Annotated in this window: 19 protein-coding genes, 3 tRNA genes and 1 pseudogene; 10 read left to right on the top strand and 13 right to left on the bottom strand. The window is 67.5% G+C overall.

Going from position 1 to position 25,555, the window contains the following annotated elements; genetic code table 11:
- Window positions 1–174 precede the first annotated feature (174 nt).
- The 4 genes from P8A20_RS24845 (at window position 175) to P8A20_RS24830 (ending at window position 4,969) form a co-directional block, all read left to right on the top strand.
- A complete protein-coding gene (locus P8A20_RS24845; RefSeq protein ID WP_306103740.1) occupies window positions 175–888 on the top strand; it encodes a TnsA-like heteromeric transposase endonuclease subunit in 714 nt (237 codons plus the stop codon).
- A 95-nt stretch (window positions 889–983) separates the two neighbouring features.
- Window positions 984–2,936, top strand: coding sequence for a transposase (locus P8A20_RS24840; protein WP_511104014.1), 1,953 nt, complete (start codon window positions 984–986; stop codon window positions 2,934–2,936).
- Window positions 2,933–3,985 carry an AAA family ATPase gene (locus P8A20_RS24835; protein WP_306103741.1) on the top strand — a complete coding sequence of 351 codons (1,053 nt, stop codon included), beginning with the start codon at window positions 2,933–2,935 and terminating at the stop codon, window positions 3,983–3,985. The genes P8A20_RS24840 and P8A20_RS24835 overlap by 4 nt, the downstream gene beginning before the upstream one ends.
- Window positions 3,986–3,988: 3 nt before the next feature.
- Window positions 3,989–4,969: a TniQ family protein gene (locus P8A20_RS24830; protein ID WP_306103742.1), complete on the top strand. Its 981-nt coding sequence runs from the start codon at window positions 3,989–3,991 to the stop codon at window positions 4,967–4,969.
- 500 nt (window positions 4,970–5,469) lie between these two features.
- On the opposite strand, the gene P8A20_RS24825 is transcribed toward P8A20_RS24830, so the two are convergent.
- From P8A20_RS24825 to P8A20_RS24795, 7 genes are all read right to left on the bottom strand, one after another.
- Window positions 5,470–6,402 (bottom strand): hypothetical protein, encoded by a 933-nt coding sequence (locus tag P8A20_RS24825; protein ID WP_109881133.1) that lies wholly within the window; start codon window positions 6,400–6,402, stop codon window positions 5,470–5,472.
- 30 nt (window positions 6,403–6,432) lie between these two features.
- Entirely contained in the window at window positions 6,433–6,600 is a 168-nt protein-coding gene (locus P8A20_RS24820) for a hypothetical protein (protein WP_181396811.1), read from the bottom strand.
- 377 nt (window positions 6,601–6,977) lie between these two features.
- Window positions 6,978–8,195 (bottom strand): hypothetical protein, encoded by a 1,218-nt coding sequence (locus tag P8A20_RS24815; protein WP_236057213.1) that lies wholly within the window; start codon window positions 8,193–8,195, stop codon window positions 6,978–6,980.
- Window positions 8,196–8,330: 135 nt separating this feature from the next.
- Entirely contained in the window at window positions 8,331–8,753 is a 423-nt protein-coding gene (locus P8A20_RS24810) for a hypothetical protein (RefSeq protein WP_109881765.1), read from the bottom strand.
- A gap of 61 nt (window positions 8,754–8,814) precedes the next feature.
- The gene (locus P8A20_RS24805; protein ID WP_109881764.1) at window positions 8,815–10,590 is read right to left on the bottom strand and encodes a ParB/RepB/Spo0J family partition protein; all 1,776 of its coding nucleotides are present in this window, start codon (window positions 10,588–10,590) and stop codon (window positions 8,815–8,817) included.
- A gap of 93 nt (window positions 10,591–10,683) precedes the next feature.
- Entirely contained in the window at window positions 10,684–11,148 is a 465-nt protein-coding gene (locus P8A20_RS24800) for a DUF6197 family protein (protein ID WP_202077017.1), read from the bottom strand.
- 74 nt (window positions 11,149–11,222) lie between these two features.
- Complete coding sequence (locus tag P8A20_RS24795; protein ID WP_181396874.1) at window positions 11,223–11,951, bottom strand: DUF2786 domain-containing protein; 729 nt, start codon at window positions 11,949–11,951, stop codon at window positions 11,223–11,225.
- A 628-nt stretch (window positions 11,952–12,579) separates the two neighbouring features.
- On the opposite strand from P8A20_RS24795, the gene P8A20_RS24790 reads away from it, so the two are divergent.
- Window positions 12,580–12,939 (top strand): hypothetical protein, encoded by a 360-nt coding sequence (locus P8A20_RS24790; RefSeq protein WP_146224273.1) that lies wholly within the window; start codon window positions 12,580–12,582, stop codon window positions 12,937–12,939.
- Window positions 12,940–13,641: 702 nt separating this feature from the next.
- Window positions 13,642–13,797: pseudogene (locus P8A20_RS24785) on the top strand (IS5/IS1182 family transposase); the annotation flags it as partial.
- Window positions 13,798–14,029: 232 nt separating this feature from the next.
- On the opposite strand, the gene P8A20_RS24780 reads toward P8A20_RS24785, so the two are convergent.
- The 6 genes from P8A20_RS24780 to P8A20_RS24755 form a co-directional block, all read right to left on the bottom strand.
- Window positions 14,030–15,064 carry a UvrD-helicase domain-containing protein gene (locus P8A20_RS24780; RefSeq protein ID WP_109881759.1) on the bottom strand — a complete coding sequence of 345 codons (1,035 nt, stop codon included), beginning with the start codon at window positions 15,062–15,064 and terminating at the stop codon, window positions 14,030–14,032.
- Complete coding sequence (locus P8A20_RS24775; protein WP_107414843.1) at window positions 15,051–16,646, bottom strand: ATP-dependent nuclease; 1,596 nt, start codon at window positions 16,644–16,646, stop codon at window positions 15,051–15,053. The genes P8A20_RS24780 and P8A20_RS24775 overlap by 14 nt, the downstream gene beginning before the upstream one ends.
- A gap of 1,316 nt (window positions 16,647–17,962) precedes the next feature.
- Window positions 17,963–19,195, bottom strand: coding sequence for a tyrosine-type recombinase/integrase (locus tag P8A20_RS24770; protein WP_107411333.1), 1,233 nt, complete (start codon window positions 19,193–19,195; stop codon window positions 17,963–17,965).
- Between the two features lie 101 nt (window positions 19,196–19,296).
- Window positions 19,297–19,373, bottom strand: a tRNA-Ile gene (locus P8A20_RS24765).
- Between the two features lie 211 nt (window positions 19,374–19,584).
- Window positions 19,585–19,657: transfer RNA gene (locus P8A20_RS24760), tRNA-Asn, on the bottom strand.
- 5 nt (window positions 19,658–19,662) lie between these two features.
- A tRNA-Asn gene (locus P8A20_RS24755) sits at window positions 19,663–19,735 on the bottom strand.
- A gap of 182 nt (window positions 19,736–19,917) precedes the next feature.
- Between P8A20_RS24755 and P8A20_RS24750 the strand changes: the two genes are divergently transcribed.
- The 4 genes from P8A20_RS24750 to P8A20_RS24735 all read left to right on the top strand — a co-directional run bounded on the left by P8A20_RS24750 (window position 19,918) and on the right by P8A20_RS24735 (window position 25,542).
- Entirely contained in the window at window positions 19,918–20,220 is a 303-nt protein-coding gene (locus tag P8A20_RS24750; protein ID WP_147963316.1) for a YtxH domain-containing protein, read from the top strand.
- Window positions 20,221–20,302: 82 nt separating this feature from the next.
- Window positions 20,303–21,748 (top strand): FGGY family carbohydrate kinase, encoded by a 1,446-nt coding sequence (locus P8A20_RS24745; RefSeq protein WP_306104287.1) that lies wholly within the window; start codon window positions 20,303–20,305, stop codon window positions 21,746–21,748.
- Between the two features lie 138 nt (window positions 21,749–21,886).
- The gene (locus P8A20_RS24740; protein WP_306104286.1) at window positions 21,887–23,620 is read left to right on the top strand and encodes an ABC transporter ATP-binding protein; all 1,734 of its coding nucleotides are present in this window, start codon (window positions 21,887–21,889) and stop codon (window positions 23,618–23,620) included.
- Complete coding sequence (locus P8A20_RS24735) at window positions 23,620–25,542, top strand: ABC transporter ATP-binding protein (protein WP_306104285.1); 1,923 nt, start codon at window positions 23,620–23,622, stop codon at window positions 25,540–25,542. The genes P8A20_RS24740 and P8A20_RS24735 overlap by 1 nt, the downstream gene beginning before the upstream one ends.
- Window positions 25,543–25,555 lie beyond the last annotated feature (13 nt).

Raw genomic sequence — 25,555 nt, 5'->3', positions numbered from 1 at the left:
GGACGCCTACTCAATTTCGCCGCGTGCCAGCGGCGTTGGCCTTCCTGCCGCGAGAGATCTTCGGCCGATCACTCGGATGGGGGATTTGGTCCCATTCCTTCCTCTCGTTCCCGCCGCTTCTGCACAGTGGTTCACATGGGGGCCCAAGGAACAGCACAGCAGGCGTTGCCAGCCGTGGACCAGTTTGAGGTCGGATGGCGGGATGCCGAGGGTGAGCATCGGCGACCGTTGGCGGATGTGCTCTCGGTGGAGTTTGAGGCAGGTCTGCCAGTACGCGGGTTCCCGTCGTACCGCGGCCAGCGAAACTTCCCGGGCCTGTACTGGTCGGCCACGACAGGCGGGCACGTGGGGTTCGAGTCGTGGCTGGAGCGGGATCACGCGATGCTGCTTGACTTCACGCCGGAGGTGACGGGGCTGCTGTCACAGCCTCTGTGGCTGTTCTGGAAGGACGAGCGGGGTAAGCGCATCTCGCACGCTCCGGACTACTTCGCTCGGTTCGAGGACGGGCGGGGGCTGGTGGTGGACTGTCGGCCGCTGGACCGGATCGACTCACGATCAGCAGCCAAGTTCGCCGCGACGCGCACAGCTTGCGAGGTGGCGGGGTGGGGCTACCGGGTTGTTGGCGAGGTGGACGCCGTGCGGATGGTGAACGTTCGCTGGCTGGCGGGATACCGGCATCCGCGGCACGGGGCCGACGAAGGGCTCGCGGCCCGGTTGTTGGCACTGTTCTCGGCGCCTTCGCCGCTGGTGCCACAGGCTGCGTTGCTCGGCGATCCGATCACGGTGTTGCCAGCGGTGTTCCATCTGCTCTGGCTGGGACGGCTGGCCGCCGATCTGTCACGGCCTCTGTCGGATGCCACGCTGGTGTCGCCGGCGGCGACCCGGTGAGCGGGCGCCCAGGGCCACGGGCGGCGTTGAGGGTTGGGGATCAAGTGCGCCTGGATGACCGGCTGCACGCGGTCGTCGGCCTGTCCGGGACGACGGTGCGGCTCCTCGACGAAGCCGGGTCGGCGAGTCTGGTGTTGCTGTCCCACCTACTGGCCTCCGAAGGCTTTGAGCTGATCGGCCAGGGTGTCGATCAGGGCCGTATGCCGCCGTTCGCGCTGTTGGACATCGTGCCGGAGCGGGAAGCGGAGAAGGCGGCGGCCTGGGAAAGCCATGTGACCGAGGTGGAGTTCGGCAAGCCACTGGATGCTGACCCCACGACTCCACCTCGCCCTGAATACGACCCGGCAAGCCACACAGTGGAAGAGCGAGTGGCGGCCAAGGCTGCGGAACTACGGGCTATCGGATGGCAGGCGAGTGCGGGAACCGTGCAGCGAATGCGCAGGCGCTACCGCGAGCAGGGCCTGTGGGGGCTGGTCGATCACCGCAAGACTCGGGTGTCCTCGCCGACGGGTCGGGCCGATGACCGGGTGGTCTCCGCCATCGCGGAGATCCTCGCCTCGACAACGAACGAGTCCACCGGCACCCGCGGCCGGCTGCGTCGGCGAGTGGAGGCGCTGCTGGCTGAGCGCCATGGCCCGGGAACGGTGCCGATGCCGTCGAAGTCGGCGTTCTACCGGCTCGTCGAGGCGATGAGCGAGGGCACGCATGCTTTCGGCGAGGCCACGTCCCGCAGGTCAGCGGCTCGCCGCCCGCAAGGAGCGTTCACCCCTTCCTCGGCCTGCCGCCCCGGCGAGATGGTGCAGATCGACACGACACCACTGGACGTGCTGGTGGTCCTGGAGGACGGGGTGAGCGGACGTCCGGAACTCACGATCGCCGTCGACGTGGCAACGAGGACGATCTGCGCTGCGGTGCTGCGACCAGCAGGCACCAAGGCCGTGGACGCCGCCCTGCTGCTGGCCAAGATGCTGGTCCCGGAGCCGCTACGGCCCGGCTGGTCGGAAGCACTGGCGATGTCGATGACGCTGATCCCCCACCAGAGGCTGTTGGAGCTCGACGCGCGCCTGGAGCAAGCGGCCGCCAAGCCGGTGATCGTGCCAGAGACGATCGGCATTGATCACGGGAAGGTGTTCGTCTCCAACACCTTCCTGACCGCCTGCCGGTCGCTGGGCGTCTCCGTCCAGCCGTCCCGCCCGGCGACCCCGACGGACAAGGGAATCGTCGAGCGGACGTTTTCCTCGATCAACACGCTGTTCTGCCAGCACATCCCTGGCTACACCGGTTCGAACACGACCCGCCGGGGGGCCGAGGTCGAGGCCGTCTGGACGCTCGCGGAAGTGGACGACCTGTTGCAGGAATGGATCGTGGCCTGCTGGCAGCAGCGGCCACACGAAGGACTGCGCAGCCCATTCCTACCGGGCCGGCCGATGTCTCCCAATGACGCATACGCCCTGCTGGTCTCCCGCACCGGCTACCTGCCGATGCCGCTGAGCGGCCCCGACTACTTGGAACTGCTGCCAGCACTCTGGCGTTCGGTCAACGACTACGGCATCCGCGTCGACCACCGCACCTACAACTGCCCCGGACTGAACCCGCTGCGGCGCCGCTCCTCAGGAGTGACCGCCAAGGGCGGACTCTGGGAAGTCCACTACGACCCCTACGACCTGTCCCAGATCTGGGTACGCGACGCGCGCACCGGAAAGTGGATCACGGTTCCGTGGACACACCGGCACCTGGTCTCCGCGCCGTTCGCGGACTTCACCTGGCGCCGGGCCCGGGACCTGCTCGCCATGCGGGGCCAGGACGACACCAACCAAGCCGCCGTGGCCATCGCAGTCGACCAGTTGCTGACGCGGGCGGAAAGCGGGCCGGACCGCCGCATCGCGGCCCGCACCCGCGCTGCCCTGGAGCCCGCCCGGTCCGTCCCTGCGCTGCCGCAGGCACCAGCTTTTGAAGACGCCGAGGACGAGGCCACCGTCCCGGAGCAGACATCGAGCGTCATTCCCTTCGGCGTCTTCGATGCCTTCACCGACGGGAGTCGCCTGTGAGCGAGGCTCCGCCACCGGACATCGCCAACCCGCAGATGTCGCTGACCACGAAGGAAGGCTGGCGGGCGTTCGTCGATGAGAACCCTGATCCCCCGCCATCGCTCCCGTCCGGCACCGTCCTGGACGAGGACGAGTCGGAGTCCTACAGGGAAGCGCGGATCGATTACCACACACGATCCGTCATCGTGAACACTCCCACGATCCGTGGCGTCGTCACCACGGGCCGCAAACGCATCGTGCTCAACCGGCACCAGGTCTCCGCCCGTCGCGGCCTGATCGTGTCCGGTTCGGCCGGCACCGGCAAGACCACGGCGATCACCCAGCTGGGCAAGAACGTCGAACAGATCACCCGGCGGCGCAACCCCACCACCGTCGGCGGACTGCCGGTCGTCTTCGTCACCGTCCCCCCGGCGGCTACCCCGAAGATGCTCGCAGGCGAGTTCGCCCGATTCCTTGGCATCCCGCTGGAACACCGCATGAGCCAGGTCCAGATCACCAACGCCGTCTGTGATCTGCTCGGCAAGCTCGGCACCACACTCGTCCTGGTCGACGAGATCCACAACCTCGACCTGACCACCCGCAATGGAGCTGAGGCATCCGATCAGCTCAAGTACCTCTCGGAACGGATCGCGGCCACCTTCGTGCTCGCTGGTCTCGACGTCGAAACCAGCAGCCTGTTCCAGGGCACGCGCGGACAGCAGATCGCCGGCCGCTATACGGTCATCCCCTCCCGGCCCTTCGGCCACAAGAATCGCGCGGACAAGGAGAGCTGGCAGGCCCTGGTGGTGACGATGGAGGACTCCCTGCGACTACAGGCCCATCGTCCCGGCACCTTGGTCGCCATGACCGATTACCTCCACGAGCGCACTGGCGGGCTGATCGGCAGTCTTTCCCAGCTCATCCGAGAAGCCGCAGTCGACGCCATCGACAGCGGCACGGAAAAGATCACCAAGCGCATGCTCGACGAGATCGAGCTCGACCACGCTGTCCAGAAGACCCGGCCCGATCACCCCCGAGCCAAATACGCCCGCAGGCCGAAGGCGGCCTGAGCAATGGAGCCCTGGGAAGCCCCGGTCAGGCTCCTGCCCCTTCCTCTGCCGCCTGTCCACGGGGAGGTCTTCGGCTGGTATCTGCATCGCCTCGCCGCCGCCAACCACGTGACGTCGGGCCAACTGGCGAAAACCCTGACCCCATTCAAAAATGCGCTGATCGGCAAGCGGACGGACACGTTATGGCGCTGGACTCCGATGGTTCTGCCGCGGCTGGCACTCCTGACGGGTCTCCCTCACGAGACCCTTCGGATGCTATTGCCAGCGGTCTCCCGGATTGAGGCGCGTACCGGAGGCGAGGTGATCCGCTACCGGCGGCGTCTCTACGTCGCGTGCTCGCACTGCATGCATCGCCGTGGAATCACCGAACCAGTCCTCGCGCATCGCCCCGCCGATCTTCAGCTCTGCCGCCGACACGGCATCTGGCTCGACGGCAACCGCCAATACCGCGTCGGCCACCTTCCAGAACTTGTCACCGCTCAACACCGGCACCGGCGAATCGCCCGCCGCTTCCCCGACACCCTGGAAGCAGCGACGAAGGAAGCGCAGCACATGGTCCGCTCCTGGCTTCTGAACAAGAAGCAGCCCCATCTGCTCTCACGCTGGAACGACCGTCTCGCGCAACTCCCGCCCAAGGAGGCCATCTACGAGAACATCATCAGGCGACGCGTCGACGAGCGGGAGTTCATCGCCACCTACCCGGAGTTCGTCACCATGCTCGGCATGGTGGCCGACCCTGCTTGGCGAGCACGACGGGCACCTCGCCAATGGGTGAACCTAAGCCAGCACCGGCGCACGATCGACGCCGTCTACGCAGAAGCCGAGCACCGGCTCAACGTCCCATCTCTCCGAGAGAATCGACACTCCCACACCTTCTACAACGACGCCCTCTTTCGCTGGACTGACTCCCTGGGACGATCACTGATGCTGGTGACGACGCCGGACGACTACGACGCCCTACGGGATGAGTCCCACCAGAACTGAAAGACACCAGGCCACGGCCATACCGTCCGACAGAACAAATGGGACCGTCTCAGCTCGCGCTCAAGCAGGCGCAGCAACGTCCAGATCCACTGGGCCGCCCGGCTTCCAACCCGTCCCAGCAGAACTGACAAGTCCCAGGTCAGAGACACCTCCTCGATCCAGATCTCTTGGGAACGGACACCTGCCCTTTTCCCGTGCCGCCGACCCGCACCCGCCCGGCCGGGCCCGGCCACAACGGGCCTGGGCGGGGTTCCCTCCTCGGTCGGACAGCTCCGCCGTACCAGGGTTCCGGGCGCGGTGTCCTGGCTCGCGTAGCGACCGCGCAGCGGCTCGGCCTGGACGCCGTGTCCGGGTTCCTGGTACGCCCCTTGGGGTGTCCGGCCGAGGAGGGAACCCCGCCTTCACCCGCACCACAACGCTCCCGCACCCGACCAACCAGCCCCCACCCCCTCCGAGGAGGACCCGCCGGAGGCTGCCTTTCGCTCTGGCCGGCATCCCGTTCACCACAAGGTGGACTGCACGGCGGACTTCCCGCTCGACCATGACCTTGTCGGGATCGAGGACTGCTCGGCTGGGGTGGCTGCCGCGTTCGGCACCTTCACCGCGGGGCAGTAGCCGCCTTCGTCTTCCCATCGGTCGGCGGCTTCGCGCTCGGCGCGTTCGTGCTGTTCGGTGAGCGTGACCGGCCTCCGGTAGAGCTTCCGTGCACTGGAGTCGAGCGGCGGCAGCAGGCGGGCGGCGGCCTTCTGGTCGTCGCGGCGCTTGTGGCGTCGCCGAACCTTGGCGAACCGCGCCTCGTAGGCTTCCCGGTCGGTGCGTTGCAGACCCGCCGGGTGGAGTCGCGCGAGTTCTAGGGCAACCTGGCCCATCGGGCTGGGGATCAGGGTGCGGGTGCCGTCGTCCTGGCGGACGGCGACGAGGAATCGGGCGGCGCACAGGGCCTGCGTCCGTTCGCGGTTGATCCGCCGGCCGCCGTCCCAGACGCCACGTCGTGCTGCCTGCCGGGCCCGTCCGCCCTGCCAGTACAGACGGCCGGACTCGGCGGCCTCCATCACACGGACGTGTCCCGCCGTCCAGCCGAGTTCAGCAACATGCCCTTGGGCGAGATACCGGTTCCTCGCCGCGCGGTCCGGGTTCTCCTGGTCCATGCCGGTGGCCGCCCGTTCCTCGGCCTCCTGCTCGGCCTCTTGCTGACGGCGGGCGCTCTCCTGCTCGGCGTACTCGGCCGCCGTCAGCTTCCGCTCCAGCTCGGCCCGCAGGTCGGCGGCGGTCGTCTCGACCCCGGCGGCCGACTGAGCACGCACGGCGTGGTCGACGGCCTGGCGGGCGCAGTACAACGGGGCGCTGCTTGGCATCGCGGGGTCGTCGGCGTACTGCTCCGCACGGTCGGCGTGGCGCTCGGCCTCGACGGCTTCCTTGTGGGCAGCGCGCATGACCACCTCCAGGCGGGCAGTGGCGCCCGATCAGCTGTGGCACACGGCGGTCATGGCGTCGTCGGCGGCGGTCATGGCGTCGTCGGCGGCGGTGACTGCGAGGATCGCGGCCTGCCTGGCGACCTGGATGCACGTCTGCGGAGACGGTTCTCCTGCCGTGGCGGCCTGGGGACGGACGGCGCAAGCGTTCTCGGGCATGGGGGTGTTCCTCGGGTGTCTCAGCGGTGCGGGCGGCGGCGAGCCGTGGCCTCGTCGTACGGGTGCCGCCCGTGGTCGCGCGGAGCGCGACGGACAGTGCCGTCGTGCCCGAAGGGCACGCCCTTCGGCCCAGCGTCCGGACGGAGCGGGAGGGCCGCCTGCGGCCCGGACGCTCCGGCCGGCTGCGAGCCGGGCCAGGCTGAGCCGTCCCGGAGGGACGCCCTTCGTACGGGGGCCAGTGAGTGGGGGCCGGCCGCCGACGCGGTCGGGCCCGGACGGCGGTGGGCGGAGCGTGGGGTGGGCGGCTCGACGCCGCCCACCCCACGGCCCGGCGGCCGGGGTCCGGCCGGGCAGTGCTTCCCGCCCGGCCGGGCCTGCTACGCGGCGACCGGTTCGCGTGCGGCGACGCGGCACCGGGTGAGAACCGTCTGTGCGGTCTCGCCGTAGATGCTGTGGTCCTTGACCGTGCCGGTCAGCTCGACCTCGTCGCCCTGGTCGGGGACGTCGGCGGCGCTGCTGAACCAGACGAACACGTTGCCCTGCGGGTCCTGGAACTTCACCAGTCGACGGCGCTGGGTCTGGTAGCCGTACGTCCGGCCCTCCAGCTCGATCACGGTGGTGACGGTGGCGGGGGTGGTGATGCGCTCGCCCACGGTGCCCTGCGGCTTGCTGTTCTGGGCGGCCCGCTCGGTGGCCTCCTTCTCCTGGTCGCGGTACCACCCCGCGATGGCGGACACGAGCGTCGGCAGGTGGCGCGGGTCAACGGTCTCGCCCTTCGCCAGCTGGCCCACCTTGTGTCGGTAGTCGGAGAGGCTGCCGTATCCCTGGACGGCCCACGCCCGGACGGCGGCGGCGGTGGTCGGCGCGTCGGGGTCGGCGTCGATGGCGGCCCGCCACTCCATCGGGGCCTTGCGGTCGAAGAAGTACGCTTCGACGCCGTCGGCGGTCGGCTGGGTGTTCTTCCACTGCTCAGACCGGCTGTAGAAGCGGCCCTCCGTGTTCACGATGGCGGCGGTCACCCGCAGGACCTCGGCCACCGGGACGCGGAGATCGGCCGGGATGCCGCCCTCTTCGCCGTCCCAATCGGAGTCCTTCAGCGTGCCGAACCGCCACAGGGCCTCAAGGCCCTTGATCGGCAGTCCGGTGTACGGCTCAACGCACGTGGTGCCCAACTGCCGCATCTCGCCGTTCTCGTGGCGGGCGAGATAGGTGGCGGTACGGTGCCTGGCGATGTTGCAGCCGTGACAGACGTTCGCGATGGCGTGGTATCCGCGCACGGCCTCGGCGTCCTGCTCGGGCAGGCCGGGGAACAGGCTGGTGATCGTCTCGCCCTCCTCGTCGTGGTCCAGACGGGCAAGGACGGTCCAGCCGTGGTGACGGGGGATGTCACCGGAGATCGTCACGGTGACGGTGGGGCGCTTGCCGATCAGGCGGCCGTCGATGTCGTGGTAGTCGGCCAGGAAGGGCGCGGAGACGTCGAGCGTGTAGGCGGTGAGCTTGTGGACGGCGGCGCGGGCGTTGGTGGCCTCGACAAGCTGGCGGACGCGGGCCTGGGCCGTGGCGGGGATGGGAAACCGCATGGCTGCGCTGGTCATCGTGGGTGCTCCTGCTGGTGAGAGAGGAATCGAGCGCCCGGCCGGGCGGGTTGCCCTCCGCGTACGGCCGGGGTCGGGCCGGCTGGCGGCCCGTGGGACCGGAAGGGGGTTGCCCTCCCCCTCCGACACCATTAATTAAACCATGTTTTGGGGTGTGGGGCAAGCATCCCGGCCGGGGATGTCGAGTGCGGCGCGGTCGCGCAGGAACGCGGCGAACAGGGCGGCGGTGTAGCTGTCGGCGGTGCCGTACGTGCGGCGGCAGTCCAGCGCACCGATGCGTTCGCCCCGGTGGCGGACGGGGAACGGCTGGCCGGGGGCCGGGATGGCGAGCGCGTACAGTCCGCGCGGGGTGTCCACGCGCAGGACGACGGCGGCGGCCTGGTGGTCGTAGGCGGCAGACCAGCGGGCGGGGCCAATGCCGAACTCTGCGAGTCCGCCCGCGATGGCGCGGGCCTGCATGATGTCGGCGGTGGTGCCGGGGTCGGGCTCGGCGGGGGCGGGGACGCATCCGCAACCGTGGTCGTCGGCGTGGGTGTCGAACAGAGCTGTACGGGTCACTGTGGGGCTCCTGGGGGTGCCGGGGGCGGTTCCCGCCCCCGGCGTCGGGCGGCTGAGGTGGTTAGGCGGCGGCTTCGTCGTCGCTGGCCGGGTCGTCGGCTTCCTCGGCCTCCGGCTCGCCCGCCTCCTCGTTGGTGCCGGGCTCCTGCTCGGTCTCCGGCTCGCTGCCGGACGTGATCGCGGCGCGGGGCTTCTTCTTCGACGGGTCGTAGGGCTCCTCATCCACGACCGACTGCTCAATGGGTGTGAGCGGGTACCCGAGGGACGCGAGCACCTGGAACCACCGGCCGGTGGGCTTCCGCGTCCACGGGGCGTGCTGGCTGTCCGTCCGCCACGCCGACCGGTTTGCGCACTTCTCCCGGACGGCGGCGATGGCGGCGAACTGGAGCTGAGGGGCCCGGCGCGGGTCCTTGGCGACGTGCCCGGCGAAGCTGCCCCGGTCCTTGGCCTGCTCGGCGTTCAGCCCCAGGAATCCGGCCAGGATCTCCGTGGTGCCCTCCTTGTTCAGGTCGTCGGAGATACCCCAACTGCCGTTCAGGAGAGCATTATTGACGTGTCCGATCAGGGTGTTGGTGGTGTTCTTCGGGAGGTTGCGCCGCTTGATCAGGTCCGTGATCCACTTCCGGCGCAGGGCCTCGGCCGCGTCCCAGTCGATGTTCCCCTTCTTGACGGCGGCGCGGGCGGCGCGCTCAGCCTCCTTGTCGGCGGTGGTCATCGTGCCGCCGCTGGCGCTGGCACCCTCGGGCACCGTGTGCCCGTACAGGCCGGGGGCGGAGCAGTAGGGCTCGTACCGGTCTGCCCGCCGGTCGTCGAACACCCACACCAACCCCTTGCAGTCGGCGTGCTCCTCGGTGCTGATGCCGCGCAGTCGCCACACGGGCATGGCGCGCTCGGACAGCTCCTCGGCGTCCCGGATCTTCTGCCCGGCCGCCTCCAGCTCCGCGCGGTGGGCCTCGGCCTTGGTCCGCTTGTCGCGCTTGGTCCGCTCGACGGCGATGGCCCAGTCAACGTCTCCCTCGTCGGCGTCATCGTCGGCGGCGGCCTCGGTGATCGCGGCGAGCGCTTCGGCGTCGTCCGCGAACTCCGACAGCGCGGCCAGGTGCTCGAACGTCCACTCGTAGCTGCTCGCGCCGCTGACGACGGCCGACAGCTTCTCGTCGGACCGGACCTTGACCAGCGTCTTGACGTCCTTCTGCCGCACGCCTGCGGCCTTGGCGATGCGGCCCAGAGGCGCGCCCGCCTCGGCCGCGCTGAACATGGCTTGGTTCACCTCGGAAGTGCTCAGGCTCTTGCGGTGCTGAGCGGTCGTGATCATGTCGAGGAACTGTCCGGCCGCGTCGCGGTCGTCGTCCTCCCACTCGTACGGCAGGTGGGTAAGGCCCGCGTCCGTCGCGGCGTGGTAGCGGCGGTTTCCGTCGTTGACCTGAAGGACTCCGCCGTCAAGGCGCTGGATCTTGACGGGGATGCGGCACCCCTCGGTGCGGAGCGATTCCACGAACGGCGCGTTGAGGTCCAGGTCTTCGCGGGCGTTCTTCGGGTGCGGGGTGAGCGCGTCAATCCGGATCACGGGGCGCGGGGTGACCGGCACGGCCTCCAGCCCTGCGGCGACGGCGGCGGCCAGTCGCTGGAACCCGTCGATGACCTGCGGCACGTCGCCGTGGGTGAGCACGACGTACAGCGGCTCCACGACGCCGTTGTCCTTCACGTCGGCCAGCAGATCGGCCGGGGCCTCGATGTCGCGGACGTTGCCGGGGTACGCGGCCAGCTCGGCGACCGAGAGGGTCGGCCACGGGGCAGGGGCAGTCTGGACGCCGGCCTGGGTCTTGGTGTTCGTCATCGATCCTTCTCTTTCTGGTGAGAGTTCTTCGGGCCGTTCGGCCCGGTGACGGTGTCGGTCGGGGGGTTGCCCTCCCCCTTCCGACACCATTAATTAAACCATGTTCTTGAGGGTGGGGCAACCGGGGAGGTTGTGATCGCCGTCACTCGGGTGCAGGGCTGCGGCGGCGCGGATCATGGCGGCGGCCTCTGCGGTGGTCCGCTCGGGTTCGTCCCCCCAGCACCACAGGAGGGCGCGCCGGTAGGCGTCCTCCGTGAGCCGCAGCTTTCGCCACCGGACCCCGGACACGGGACGGCCGTTGACCTGGTTGCTGAGCACCACAAGGGAGTCGAACAGGGCGCGTTGGAAGATGTTCCAGGGTTCACCGCGTACGGACCAGCGGGGCCGGACGGAGCGCACGCCGCGCTCCCATGCGTGCAGCACGGTGCACGGGGCGGTGTCGCCCATCCGGCCGGGCTGCCAGAGGTGGTCACCCTGGTAGAGCCCGACGCGTTCGATGTGGTCGGCGGCGGCAGTGAGGATGCGGGCGGGGGTGGCCGGGGGCTTTCGAGCGGGCACGGTCATGCCTCCTGGGGTAGGTCGCGGACTCGGCGGCCGGGGGCGGGGGACGGCCGCCCCCGGCCGCAATGGGGCTACGCGGCTATGGACCCGGCCGCAGTGCGGCCGATCCGCTTACCGCCGATGTCGGCGCGGCTTCCCGCCGTCCATCCGGCTCCGTACCCGTTGCCGGTCATGGTGGTGGTGCCCCCCTTCCGTGCACGGGGGTACGCCTGCTGATAGCTGCGCGAGACGACGACCTTGCGGTCCGCGAGCACGAGGGCCGCACTGCGGCCGGTGGCGGTGGTCTCGCCCCTGGCCTCGTCGCGTGCGCCGCGCTCGGCCTCCTCGATGCGGTCGCCCACCCGGTTGATGAAGCCGAGAAGCCAGGACCGACGCCAGGCACGCGCACCCTGGCCCGGCGGGACCGACTGAGCGGCCAGTCCGCTGTTCATCTGGAGAAGAAGGGAGGTGTAGAGCAGTTCGACACGCTGAAGATCGCTCGCGTACCCGAAGATGTGTACCCGGCGTGCCGGGCCGCTGCCGTCCCGCCCAAGGTGGATCAGCTCGCAGCCGAGAGCGAGCGCAATGCGGTTGATGAGGCGGACCCGCTCCATCGCCCACGGGTTATCCAGAACGATCTTGCGGTCCGTCGGGCCGTCGCTGGCCGGGTTGGCGTCGCTGAGCATCGCCTGTTCGACGCCGTACTTCGCCATCATCTCGAACGCCCGCTTCCGGGCCAACTCCGCCTCCGCCTCCGGAGTACGGGGGTCCTCCGCCTTAGCGAGAAGGGCGCGGATGGTTTCGAGCTTCGTGGTGCTCACGTTCGTTCTCCTGGTGAGAGAGGTTGTCGGCGGCCGGTCGGCCCGCCGTGTGCCGGTCGGGGGTTGCCCTCCCCTTCCGATATCACTAATTAAACCACGTTCTAGGGGTTGGGTCAACCCGGATACATGCTCTGACCTGCCCTTTTCCCGTGCCGCCGACCCGCACCCGCCCGGCCGGGCCCGGCCACAACGGGCCCGGGCGGGGTTCCCTCCTCGGTCGGACAGCTCCGCCGTACCAGGGTTCCGGGCGCGGTGTCCTGGCTCGCGTAGCGACCGCGCAGCGGCTCGGCCTGGACACCGTGTCCGGGTTCCTGGTACGCCCCTTGGGGTGTCCGGCCGAGGAGGGAACCCCGCCTTCACCCCCACCACAACGCTCCCGCACCCGACCAACCAGCCCCCACCCCCTCCGAGGAGGACCCGCCGGAGGCAGCCTTTCGCTCTGGCCGGCACCCAACGAAGGCGTGGTTCGAGATGTCCGCGGACCTGTGCCTACGGTGCGCACGACAAGCACTGACTTCGAACAGAACTGGGGGCATGGGTGAGCACGAATTCGGCAGGACCGGTGAGCGCGTCGGAGCTGCGGCGGCGGGTTCGCGCTGCTGAAGCGGTGAAGGCGAGGACGCGGGAGATGGCCGCCGAGCACGCGCTGACTGCACGCGAGGCTGCGGTGAAGGCGGCCAAGGCGAAGGAGGAAGCCGACGTCACGGCACGGGAGGCTGCTGCTGTAGTCCTGCGGCTGTTCGACAACGATGCCGAGTTGGTTTCGGAACTGCTGGGTGTCCCGGCGGAGGAGCTGGAACGCGAGGCGAAGCCTGTTACCGCCGCTCGGGCGAAGGAGATCATCGAATCGCTGCGAGCCCGCGCCGAGCGGCCCCGCACTACCCGAATTCGTAAGCCTCGGGCGGATGTGGCAGACGCGGCTTCCTCGACCTCGGGCACCCCGGCCCCGGTCGTCACGGCGGACGGCAGCCGGGCTGATGCCGCTTAACAACGACATCGGGCCCGGACTCTTCCCGCTCGCGGCGGTGAACGGGTCCGGGCCCGTTCACGTTGACGAGCAACTTTCCCTCATTGGCGAGCCAACGCCGGTCCGTATACCGGCCGTTGAGTGGATGTCCTGGCTGGCCAACGAGTCCGTTCGGGCCCGGTACTGGGCAAAGGTCTACCGAACCTCGTCAACCGAGGACTGCTGGTTCTTCTTCGGCGGGATCTCCAGCACCGGCCACGCCAGCTTCAGGGCGGCGTCGCGGCCGGGCAGGACGCGACGCGGCACGGTGCCGGGCCACCTCTACGGGTACCAGCTTGCGCACGGTGTCATCCCTCGGCTCGGCTGGGGTACCGACAGCCCAACCGTCTGCCACACCTGCGACAACCACTCCTGCCAGCAGCCTGCGCACCTGCGACTGGGGACAGCGGCGGAGAACCGGGCCGAATGGCTGGCCCGCCGCAGAGACCCGGGTAGCCCCCTCGCTGACCTTCGCGGCCCGGCCGGACGCTCCCGCACCATAGGTTCCGCCATCCGGGCCGGCCGGAACGGCGGGGAGTCCGAAGCGAAGATCGCAGCACGTATCCGTGCGGCGATTGCCGCGGGCCGTCCCCTCAGCCTCTGGTAATGCGAGGCACGGCCCTACCCGCAACCTTCATGATGCACCTTGGATGCATGCGAGCGTCCGGTCCGCAACGACGCGGGACGGTCTCGATCGACTCCACCGTCGCAAGGGCTCACCAGCACGCAGCCGGCGCCCGCGAAGAAAAGGGGGATCAACCCGAGGGCGAGTCGGATGAACCGGCAGCAGTTGCGGGTCGCGAGGCGCTCGGCCGACCCCGGGGCGGGCCGACTACCCGCAGTGCCGTCGTCGCTCATCCGCAGCAGCCGCGACCGGAACCTTTTACGGTAGTCATTCTCGACGCTGCTGAGCAGCGCGTTGGTGTCCATCATGCCGACCAGATGCGGTGCGCTTGAACTGAGAGATCAGGCGCACGTCTGACGATCGATAGACGCTGGTCTTCCGTCATGAGTCAACGGTAGTCGTCGGGCATGACGGCCTCCAGCAGGTTTCCAGAGTCAACAGGGTCTTTTACGGCATGACGAACGTGGCGCTGTACTTCGCCCGGGTCACCGCGACATAGAGCTTCGCTCTGTCTCCGGCCTGGGTGCAGTCTCGGGTCTGGTAGTAACTGATCATCGGCTTCGTCGGGAAGATGAGCACGCGCTCGAACGTGCTGCCCTTCGAGGTACCCATGTTCATTGCGTCGAGACCGCATGTATCGGCTCGCTTGTCCCAGCGCAGCACCATCGGCGCGTACTTCTCTGCATACTCCAACACAGCCGATTTGCTGATCGCGAAGATGCCATCGTGACCAGTCATTTCGGTGTTCTTGGACACGGTACGCGCAAGGTCGGGGTACAGATCGTCTGCGAAATCACAGATGTCCTGGTTGCAGCGGTAACTCTCTACTCGGTTTTCAACGAGGCATAGGTCGGTACGCATAGCCAACCACTCAACGATGCCGCTCCCCTTGTACTTCGAGTTCTTTGTAGCGTTGTTCGTTGCGAAGGTGGCCTGGCGGGGATCGCCAACCACCGTGACGGAAATCGGCGACTTCATCAGCAGGTCCAAGAGTTCGAGGTCGTACCCCGCCATGTCCTGGATCTCATCAATGAAAATGTGGTCGTACATCCGCGAAAGACGATCGACCACCATACCCTTGCTCAGTTTGTTAGCCTCGAAGGAGAACGCCGATACGCCGTCTCGATATGCCGACTTGCCACGGTCTAGGTAGTACTGCTGAGGCTTGCTTTTTGGGATGTACCTCGAACGCTGTCCCACGAAATTGAGCCCACCCATCATTCCCGCTTCGCCGAGAACAAAGCCCTGATAGGGGCGAGCACATTCGTTGAGAAGAAACGTGAACCAACCCATGACCGTGACGTGTCTCGGTAGCACTCCAGTGCCCGCGCTCAATCGGCTCACGATCTGGTGGAGGTTTTCGTTGGTGTAAGTCGTCACCAAGACGCGCTTGCTCGGATCTGCGATGACGCAGTCGATGATGTGCTGGGTCTTCCGCGAGCCTGCTGCCGCGATGACGGCCAGATTATTAGGCGACTGCATCCCTGATGTACTCCGGCATGTTGATGGTCTGGTCGCTAGAGAAGATCATTAGAGCACAGGTTGTCTTTCGATCCTCCATGTGTTCAAGCAAGTCTGCTTCGGAGGTAAAATTCTCTCCGAGGATAGCGTTCATTGCGATGAGACCGTTCGCCTTTAGGAGTTGCGGCTCAAGGGTCTTGTACGTCTTATCCTGTCCCACGTGAACAGAGATGTTCGGGAAGACAGTGTGAGCGGCGTACTTTCGCTGCACCTCTGCGGCCTCGGTACCGTCGTTGTCCCTCACGACGGCGACCACATTGCCGGTGAGTGATGCGATATCCAGGAACCGACGAAATGCCAGTCCACGAACGCTGATTACGTCTACGCCGTCTTCAATGGGCAGGCAACCATGAAGGTCCCTGTAGGCCCGCTGAACAATGAGTTCATCGGACGGCCCTTCCACAAGGATTGACCGTCGAGCAAGCACAAGGCGCAGGGTGTCGTAACCCGACAGCTTACGGAAGTAGTCCTGCGTGTCCGCCGGAAGGCTGTCGAGGCGGAAGCCCTCCGTCGCCGAAAGTAGGACGAGCTTCTCAAGCCCCAGCTTGTTCAGCACGTAGGAGCTGTGCGTAGTGATAAATACCTGCTTGCCGTCGCACTTGTCGCTGATCTTCTTAACCAGCTTGCCCAAGTTGGAGAATGACAGGTGGTTCTCCGGTTCTTCAACCAGGACGATGTGTGCGTCTTCGACCTTCTTGTTGAGAGCAAGAAGAATTTTGAGCGTACTCTGCTCCCCCTTGCCCACATACTGAAATGGCAACTCGTCGAGGTGTGGAACGATACTGCTTTCCCAGCTCGATTTCTGCGAAACATCGATACCGAGCGTTAGTTCGCGATCACTGACGTCACTTGGAGCGCCCCGCAGCTTCTCATTAATCTTTACAATCGAGTCGTCTGCTGCAAAATTCTCGCGGAGGCTGCGATAGGCGCGCGTTAGCTTTACGCGTTCATCTGGCGCAAGGTGCGAGTTGATGATTCCGTTCAGGTAGTAGTCGACACCACTCTGAAGGTGAATGTTAGAAGCGTCAATCAGGGAGGCCGTTGCAGGAATACTGCGGAAGGTAATGCCATTGCCCGAGAAAGCCAGCCAATCGACCCTGTAGTACTCGGTGGGAATCAATCTGACTTGCGTCGGATCCTTGATGAACTCCTTGTACTCAGGCTCGTAATCCGGGTTAAGCGCAACACGAATACGAACACCCGACTCATTGACCCTCAGAAGATTATTGGTTCCCATCAGCTCAGCAGGCGCAGTTTTACTGTCGAGGAACAGCTCAACGATGATCTCTGGTGGCCTGGCTTCTCGCCCCTCTCGGAGGGCGGCGATGTACTCGGCGGTGGCCTCTTGGTGGAACAGATACGGCGACAGCTCCTGGGCAAGCAGCCTGCCTCGCAGCCTGCCCGTGAGCGCAAGGCTGATTGCTTCAAGAATCGTCGACTTACCGGCGTCGTTATCCCCGACCAAGATGTTCATCTTGGGGTCGAAGTCGAGTTTGAAGTTGCGAAATGTGCGGTAATTCTGAATGATAATTTTCGAAAGCATCTGCCCCCCCATTTTCAACCTTCACCGCTCGAAGGCGAGCATTAGCTGAATCAACGGAATCGCTCCGTCGCTCAAACCCCCACCGCACGCCTTCGAACAAGTGGCGAGGATCGTAGCAGGCATCACCGCAGTTACAGGAGTAGAACCGACAAACTTCTTCTAACACCTATACGTTTGGAACAGACGTGCGAATCCCCCGGCCCGAACCACGCCGCTCGCGCTCTCATACGCCTCGGGCGACCTCAACGTCGGGGCAAGCTCCTCCATCGGTCGAGGGCTGCAACGAAGAAGACTCCCCCTATCCGGTGGTCGGTCACGGGGTGTCCTTCATTCCTGGGGCTGGAAACCCGACTCACCGACAGCCGGCCTCAGCCCTTGGGTCGAACCCACTCACTCCCCATCAAGATGGCGCCCAGTCCGGCGGGACCCGGCGGCATCTTCGAGGTCGGTAGGTGTGCGTGGGGTTATATGCCGCTCACGGGACCGCTCAGCGCGCTCGCCTGATGCAGCACTGCCCCGGCTTCTCGCTCGATCGCCGCTTCCAATAGTCCGCCGATGATTTGGTGTTCCGTGAGCTGCTCCAGAGACGGCACGATCACGTGGTGTGCGTCGTTGCGGAGGAAGCCGACGAACCAGAGAGCTGGAGCATCTGTGGCACCGCCCAGATGCAAGGTAGAGGACGGTGCACCGTGTCTCTTCGCTCTCTCACCGTTGCCACCGGCGCCGCAACTGGCGCCGTCTGTTCGTGGCCGTGCAGGCTCGGCGTTCGCCGCGAGCGGCCAGTGCCGCTACTCCTACACCACGACGGGTACGAAGCTGTCGCGACCCCGCCAGCGGCCAGTGCGTCAACTTCGCGACCATGGCCGCCGACCCCGCTACCGTCTCGCGAGCTCCCAAGAATCTGACCGATGCGACCGCTATCGTCTTCCTCGGTACCGACTGCGAAGGCGGCACCTACTACGTCCTGCCGCCCGGCAAGGGTGCCTCCGACCGCCTACGTACGCTCCGTCGTCTTCTCCTGAGAGGACGGGCGCCCATAATCATCCCCTGCGCCTCCCCCACGGACGGCCGGCGGGTCGACGTGATGGAGTTCTTGCGCCGTGCGGGCCTACCCGACGAGGAGCAGGCGCTCGATGACTTCGTGGTGCATGCGCACAGTTCTCGTGGCGGCGGCCCCAAGCGTCGACAGACCACCTCTGACCGATTAATGCTGCTGGGCAGTCGGATACCTCAGAAACCATGCCCGGTCGTGGCCGGAGCCGTGCCCATTCTTGGGAGTTCAGCATGAGAGCGCCTGGCCTCCGCCTCCTGGCAACTCACGCGGCTTTGGAGACATGCTCAGCTGTGGAACCCATAGCCCACTCAACAGCAGCCACGACCTCGTCGTCCGATGCCTCCAGCAGGTGTCCATACCGGTCGACGGTCGTCGTGATCGACTCATGGCCGAGGCGGGCCTGAATCACAGGCAGTGGGACCTTGCCGGCGATGAGCCAGGAGGCGTGCGTGTGGCGGAGGTCGTGGACGCGCGGACGCTTGGTAAGGCCAACAGCGTTGGCGGCGTCGATGGCAGGCTTCCAGCGGTGTGCGTAGAACACGCCGGAGTGCCAGGCCCCGCCTTCTGGCGCGGTGAAGATCAGGTCGGTCGGCTTCTTCCCCTGGCAGCGGCGCCGGAACAGTTTCACCTGCTCCGGGGTGAGCACGAGCGTCCGGCGTGACTTCTTGGTCTTGGGTGCGCCGAGGAACGTCCCGCCCTCTCCACGCCGCTTCCAGGCACGCTGCACGCGGAGCGTCGGCCGTTTCGACGCGAAGGTGAAGTCCCGGGGCTGTAGTGCCGTCATCTCGCCCCACCGGAGGCCAGTACTCACCAACGCATCGACGATGTCGACAGCGTCGGCACGCACATGCGTCTTAAGGAGGGCGTACTCCTCGGGTTCGAGGAAGACCTCGTCATCCTCGGTGTCGTTTCCCTTGGGCAAGCGGGTGTGGGCGCACGGGTTCGAGTCTCGCAGTGCGGGGTCGGCACTCACAGCGGACTGGAAGATGCTGTACAGCAGCCCGTGAAGGTTGGCGATCGTCTTCGGGGCATACGCCCGGCGCTTCGTACCTGCTGGGTGCAGGGGGCCGGGCCTCCCGTTCTGAAGGTCCAGAATCCACTGGCTGACGTGCTCTCGGGTGAGCCTGCTCCCCCGGTTGGAGACTGACAGCTCGCCGAACCACGGGATCATGTGGTTATCGATGAATCTCGTGTAGTTGGTTCTGGTGTGCTCAGATATGTCCGTCAGTAGCCCCACGTAGGCGTGCGCGTAGACCGCGAACTTCTCCGAGTCCGGCAGCGGAGGCTCGTTCGCCTCAACGAATCCCTCGCCCTTGACCCACCCCGGCGGCCATTGCTGTCCGTGACCGTTGACCAGGTCGCGGAACCGCTTCGCCGGATCGTCATCGTCGAAGGTCTCGCGACACCACGCCCCTGTTCGGGAGCCGCCGGCCCGCCACATGACGGTGTACGAGGGGGCTCCGGACAGCCGGGAATTGGTCTTGATGTAAGCCATGGGAGCAAGCGTACGAGGCTTCGGTGCGGCGTTCGTGCGGCGAATGCCTCGTCTGCGCTAGCGTGAAACCTACGTTTTCGCAGGTCACGACGTTTCTGCTGTGGTGGGGCGGGTGGGACTCGAACCCACGGCCGACGGATTATGAGTCCGCTGCTCTAACCGGCTGAGCTACCGCCCCGTTTCGGCGTGGCGCGTACAAGTGTGCGCGCCGTCTGCCGCAGCATAGCCGGTCATACGATCTCCTGCTGCGGATGCCCGGCTTCGCGTGACCATGAAGACCGCGCTGCGTGCTGCCCGGTTCCCGGCGGTACGGAATCCCCCCGAAAGAGTCACGGGCACCCCCGCGCGGGCACACGAAAAAGGACCCCGAAGGGCCCTCTTCCGTCTCGCTCCCCCGACTGGACTCGAACCAGTAACCCTCCGGTTAACAGCCGAATGCTCTGCCAATTGAGCTACAGGGGATCGCGCTCCCCCGACTGGACTCGAACCAGTAACCTGCCGGTTAACAGCCGGCTGCTCTGCCAATTGAGCTACAGGGGATTGCTGCGGGTGCCTCGAATCGTACCTACCTGGCTGCTGCCGAGCGGCGCGCGTTCGCTGCGACACATACATTAGCGCAAGCAGGGGGGTGCTCCGCCAATCGGTATCCCCCGGGGTGATCTCGGGTGTCCGCGGGTAGGCGGGCAGCACACGTCGCACGGAGCGAAGGAAGGGTGGCACCCATGCGGTACCGGCTCACGTTCATCGCCGGAGTGGCGCTCGGTTACGTGCTCGGCACGCGAGCCGGGCGCGAGCGTTACGAGCAGCTGAAGAAGGCCGCGCAGCAACTGGCCGAGAACCCCGCCGTGCGGAACGCGGCGGAGTCCGCCGCGCACGGCGGCCGGGACTTCGCCGGCAAGGCGTACCACTCGGTGAGCGAGAAGGTCGGGGACAAGGTCCCCGTGTCCGTCTCCGAACGGGTGCGCTCGCTGCGGGACCGCAGCGGCCAGAACGGCAGCGACGACTGGGGTACGACGAACACCTGAGGCGCGGTCCCGTGCCGGGCGCCTCCCGGTACGGGACCGGCCCGGTACGGGGCCCGCCCGCGGGTGCGGCAGAATCTTGTGCATGGGCATAGTGGCCGGCTTGGACAGTTCATCCGCCTTCACGCACATCGTCGTCTGTGACACGGACACCGGTGAGGTGTTGCGGCAGGGGTACGCCGCGCATCCGATCGAGGCCAGGGCCTCCGAGGTGGATCCGCAGGCGTGGCTGCTCTCACTCGGTGAGGCGGCCTCCGGAGGGCTGCTCGAAGGCGTACAGGCCATCGGCGTGTCCGCGCAGCAGCACGGGCTGGTGCCGCTGGACCACCAGGGCAATCTCGTACGTCCGGCGCTGCTCGGCAACGACCGGCGCGCTCAGGCCGCCGCGGCGGACCTGATCGACGGGCTCGGCGGGCGGCAGCCCTGGGCCGAGGCGGTCGGGGCGGTGCCCCAGGCCTCCCAGCCCGTGGCGAAGCTGCGCTGGCTGGCGCGGAGCGAGCCGGAGAACGCGCAGCGGGTCGCGGCGGTCCTGCAGCCGCACGACTGGCTGGTGTGGCAGCTCCTCGGCCGGCCCGCCCGCCGGACGACGGACCGCGGTGCCGCGTCCGGTACGGGTTACTGGTCGACGGGTTCCGGTTCCTACCGGCCCGACCTCGTGGAGCTGGCGCTCGGCCGGCAGGCCGCGCTGCCCGAGGTCCTCGGTCCGGCCGACGCCGCCGGGACGACGCCGGAGGGCCTGCTGATCTCGGCGGGCACCGGCGAGACGATGGCCGCCGCCTTCGGGCTGGGTGTCGCCGTCGGGGACGCCGTCGTGTCGCTGGGCGCCTCGGGCTCGGTGATGGCCGTGCACCACGAGGCGCTGGCCGACCCCACGGGGATGATCACTTCCTTCGCCGACGCGACGGGGATGCACTTGCCGGTGGTCCACACGTCGAACGCGGTCCGCGCGCTGCGCGGCACGGCGGAGATGCTCGGACTGGAGGGGCTCGACGAACTGTCCGCGCTGGCGCTGAAGTCGACGCCGGGAGCCTCGGGGCTCGTCCTGCTGCCGTACCTGGAGGGCGAGCGGACCCCTCAGTTGCCGCACACCGCCGGAACGCTGAGCGGGCTGCGGCGTGAGTCGATGAAGCCGGAGCACCTGGCGCGGGCCGCCTTCGAGGGGATGCTGTGCTCGCTGGCCGACGCGCTGGACGTGCTGCGCGACCGCGGCGTGGAGGTGCGGCGGGTGTTCCTGCTGGGAGCAGCGGCCGAACTGCCCGCCGTGCAGGCGCTGGCGCCCGCGCTGTTCGGCACCCAGGTCGTCGTGCCGCAGCCCGCCGAGTACGCGGCACTGGGTGCGGCCCGGCAGGCGGCGTGGGCCCTCGGGGTCTCGCAGGGAACGCTCGATCCGCGCACTCCCCCGGTCTGGCAGGCTGCGGCCGCGCAGGTGCTGGAGCCGGGTGAGGAGCTCGCGGTGGGCGGCGCGGTACGTCAGCAGTACGGGGCGACCCGCGACCAGATCCACCCCGGGGCGTTCGGCGGATCCGTCTGAGAGAAAGCGCCCCGCCCGGCCTGGACCGGCGCGGGGCCCATGATTTGACCCGCGCTTGAGCAAAAGCGTTGGCAGTCATGGACCGGAGTACCGGAGTATGTATCGGCCTCTTCCCTTCGCCGACTCCGAGAGACTCGTGTGCTCATAAAACTCCTGCGGACCTATCTGGGTCCGTACAGACGTCCCATCGTGCTGCTGGTGCTGCTCCAGCTCCTCCAGACCTGCGCGAGCCTCTATCTGCCCAGCCTCAACGCGGACATCATCGACAACGGTGTCGTGAAGGGGGACACGGGTTACATCCTGGAGTTCGGCGGCGTGATGATCGCCGTCAGCGTCGTCCAGATCGTCTGCAACATCGGGGCGGTCTACTACGGCGCCCGGACCGCGTCCGCGCTCGGGCGCGACGTGCGGGCGTCGGTCTTCGCGCGGGTACAGTCCTTCTCCGCACGCGAGGTGGGGCGGTTCGGGGCCCCTTCGCTGATCACCCGGACGACCAACGACGTGCAGCAGGTCCAGATGCTCGTCCTGATGGCGTTCACCCTGATGGTCTCGGCGCCCATCATGTGTGTCGGCGGCGTCATCATGGCGCTCGGCCAGGACGTCCCGTTGTCGGCGGTGCTGCTGGCCGTACTGCCCGTCCTCGGCGTCTCGGTGAGCCTGATCGTCAAGAGGATGCGGCCGCTGTTCCGCACGATGCAGGTACGGCTGGACGCCGTCAACCGGGTGCTGCGCGAACAGATCACCGGTAACCGCGTCATCCGCGCCTTCATCCGTGACGGTTACGAGGAGGAGCGCTTCCGGGGCGCCAACACCGAGCTGACGGACGTCGCGCTGTCGACGGGGCGGCTGATGGCGCTCATGTTCCCGACGGTGATGACGGTGGTGAACCTGTCGTCCATCGCGGTGGTCTGGTTCGGGGCGCACCGCATCGACGGCGGCGGGATGCAGATCGGGGCGCTGACCGCGTTCCTCGCGTATCTGATGCAGATCGTGATGTCGGTGATGATGGCCACCTTCATGTTCATCATGGTGCCGCGCGCCGAGGTCTGCGCCGAGCGCATCCAGGAGGTCCTGGAGACCGAGTCGAGCGTGGTGCCGCCCACCGCTCCCGTGACGAAGGTGCTGAAGCACGGCCATCTGGAGATACGGGGTGCGGAGTTCCGCTTCCCGGGCGCCGAGGAGCCGGTGCTGCGCTCGGTCGATCTCGTGGCCCGGCCCGGGGAGACGACCGCGATCATCGGGTCGACGGGCAGCGGGAAGTCGACGCTGCTCGGGCTGGTACCGCGGCTGTTCGACGCGACGGACGGCGAGGTGCTGGTCGACGGTGCGGACGTGAGGACGCTGGATCCCGTCCTGCTGGCGAGGACCGTGAGCCTGGTCCCGCAGAAGCCGTACCTGTTCTCGGGGACGGTCGCGACGAATCTGCGCTACGGCAATCCGGACGCGACCGACGAGCAGTTGTGGCACGCCCTGGAGGTGGCGCAGGCGAAGGACTTCGTGGAGCGGCTGGAGCACGGCCTCGACGCGCCGATCTCGCAGGGCGGAACGAATGTCTCCGGCGGGCAGCGGCAGCGGCTCGCGATCGCGCGGACGCTGGTGCAGGAGCCGGAGATCTATCTCTTCGACGACTCGTTCTCGGCCCTGGACTACGCGACGGACGCCGCGCTGCGCGGCGCGCTGTCGCATGAGACCTCGGGAGCGACCGTGGTGATCGTGGCCCAGCGGGTGTCCACGATCCGTGACGCCGACCGGATCCTGGTGCTGGACGAGGGCCGGGTCGTCGGGGCGGGCAGCCACCACGAGCTCATGGAAGGCAACGAAACCTACCGGGAGATCGTGCTCTCCCAGCTGACGGAAGCGGAGGCCGCCTGATGGCAGGACCGGGCGGACGGATGATGATGGGGCCCACGGAGCGCTCCATGGACTTCAAGGGGTCCGGGAAGCGGCTGCTGAGGAGGTTCAGCAAGGAGAAGGCCTCGCTGTACCTGATGCTGGGCGCCGTGGCGCTGAGCGTGGCGCTCTCCGTCGTGGGGCCCAAGATCCTCGGTGCGGCCACCGACCTGATCTTCGCGGGTGTCGTCGGACGGCAGATGCCGGACGGCGTCACCAAGGAGCAGGCCATCGGGAGCCTGCGCGAGAAGGGCGACGACGGGCTCGCCGACATGCTGACCGGGGTGGACTTCACGCCGGGCCACGGCATCGACTTCGGCGCCGTGGGCCAGGTCCTGCTCGCGGTGCTGGTGGTCTACGTCGGCGCGGGGCTGCTGATGCTGGTGTCGACCCGGGTGTCGATCCGGGTGATCAACCGGGTCGTCTTCCAGCTGCGTGAGGACCTGCAGACCAAGCTGGCACGGCTCCCGCTGTCGTACTTCGACCGGCAGCAGCGCGGTGAGGTGCTGAGCCGGGCGACGAACGACATCGACAACATCTCGCAGACGATGCAGCAGACGATGGGCCAGCTGATCAACTCCCTGCTGACCATCGTCGGCGTGCTGATCATGATGTTCTGGATCTCGCCCCTGCTGGCCCTGGTCGCGCTGGTGACGATCCCGCTGTCGGTGTTCGTCGCGGCGCGGGTCGGCAAGCGGTCGCAGCCGCACTTCGTGGCGCAGTGGAAGGTGACGGGCAGGCTCAACGCCCACATCGAGGAGATGTACACCGGCCACACCCTGGTCAAGGTCTTCGGACGGCAGGAGGAGTCCGCGAAGGACTTCGCCGAGCAGAACGAGGCGCTGTACGAGGCGGGCTTCAAGGCTCAGTTCAACAGCGGGATCATGCAGCCGCTGATGATGTTCGTGTCGAACCTGAACTATGTGCTGGTCGCGGTCGTCGGCGGGCTGCGCGTGGCGTCGGGTGCGCTGTCGATCGGTGACGTGCAGGCGTTCATCCAGTACTCGCGGCAGTTCTCGATGCCGCTGACCCAGGTCGCCTCGATGGCGAACCTGGTGCAGTCGGGCATCGCTTCGGCCGAGCGCGTCTTCGGTCTGCTGGACGCCGAGGAGCAGGCGCCCGACCCGGATCCCGCCGAGCGGCCGAAGGAGCTGCGCGGCAGTGTCGCGCTGGAGAACGTGTCCTTCCGGTACGACCCGGAGAAGCCGCTCATCGAGGATCTCTCGCTGAGCGTGGAGCCCGGCCACACGGTCGCGATCGTCGGGCCGACAGGTGCCGGCAAGACGACTCTGGTCAACCTGCTGATGCGGTTCTACGAGGTGACGGGCGGCCGGATCACCCTCGACGGGGTCGACGCGGCGAGGATGACGCGTGACGAGCTCCGTTCGGGCATAGGGATGGTGCTCCAGGACACCTGGCTGTTCGGCGGCACGATCGCGGAGAACATCGCCTACGGCGCCTCGCGCGAGGTGACCCGGGAGGAGATCGAGGAGGCGGCGCGTGCGGCCCACGCCGACCGTTTCGTGCGTACGCTGCCCGACGGGTACGACACGGTGATCGACGACGAGGGCGCCGGGGTCAGCGCCGGCGAGAAGCAGCTGATCACCATCGCGCGGGCGTTCCTGTCCGACCCGGTGATCCTGGTGCTCGACGAGGCCACCAGCTCGGTGGACACCCGTACCGAGGTGCTGATCCAGAAGGCGATGGCGCGGCTGGCCCACGGCCGTACGAGCTTCGTGATCGCTCACCGGCTCTCCACCATCCGGGACGCGGACGTGATCCTGGTGATGGAGAACGGCTCGATCGTCGAGCAGGGCACCCACGACGAGCTGCTGGCCGCCGAGGGGGCCTACGCCCGGCTGTACGCCGCCCAGTTCGCCCAGGCGCTGGCCGAGGTCGACTGACGGCGGCGCCCGG

The sequence above is a fragment of the Streptomyces sp. Alt3 genome (assembly GCF_030719215.1).
Classification (GTDB): domain Bacteria; phylum Actinomycetota; class Actinomycetes; order Streptomycetales; family Streptomycetaceae; genus Streptomyces; species Streptomyces glycanivorans.
The sequence above is the reverse complement of the archived record's forward strand: the minus strand, read 5'-3'. Positions and strand labels throughout refer to the sequence as shown.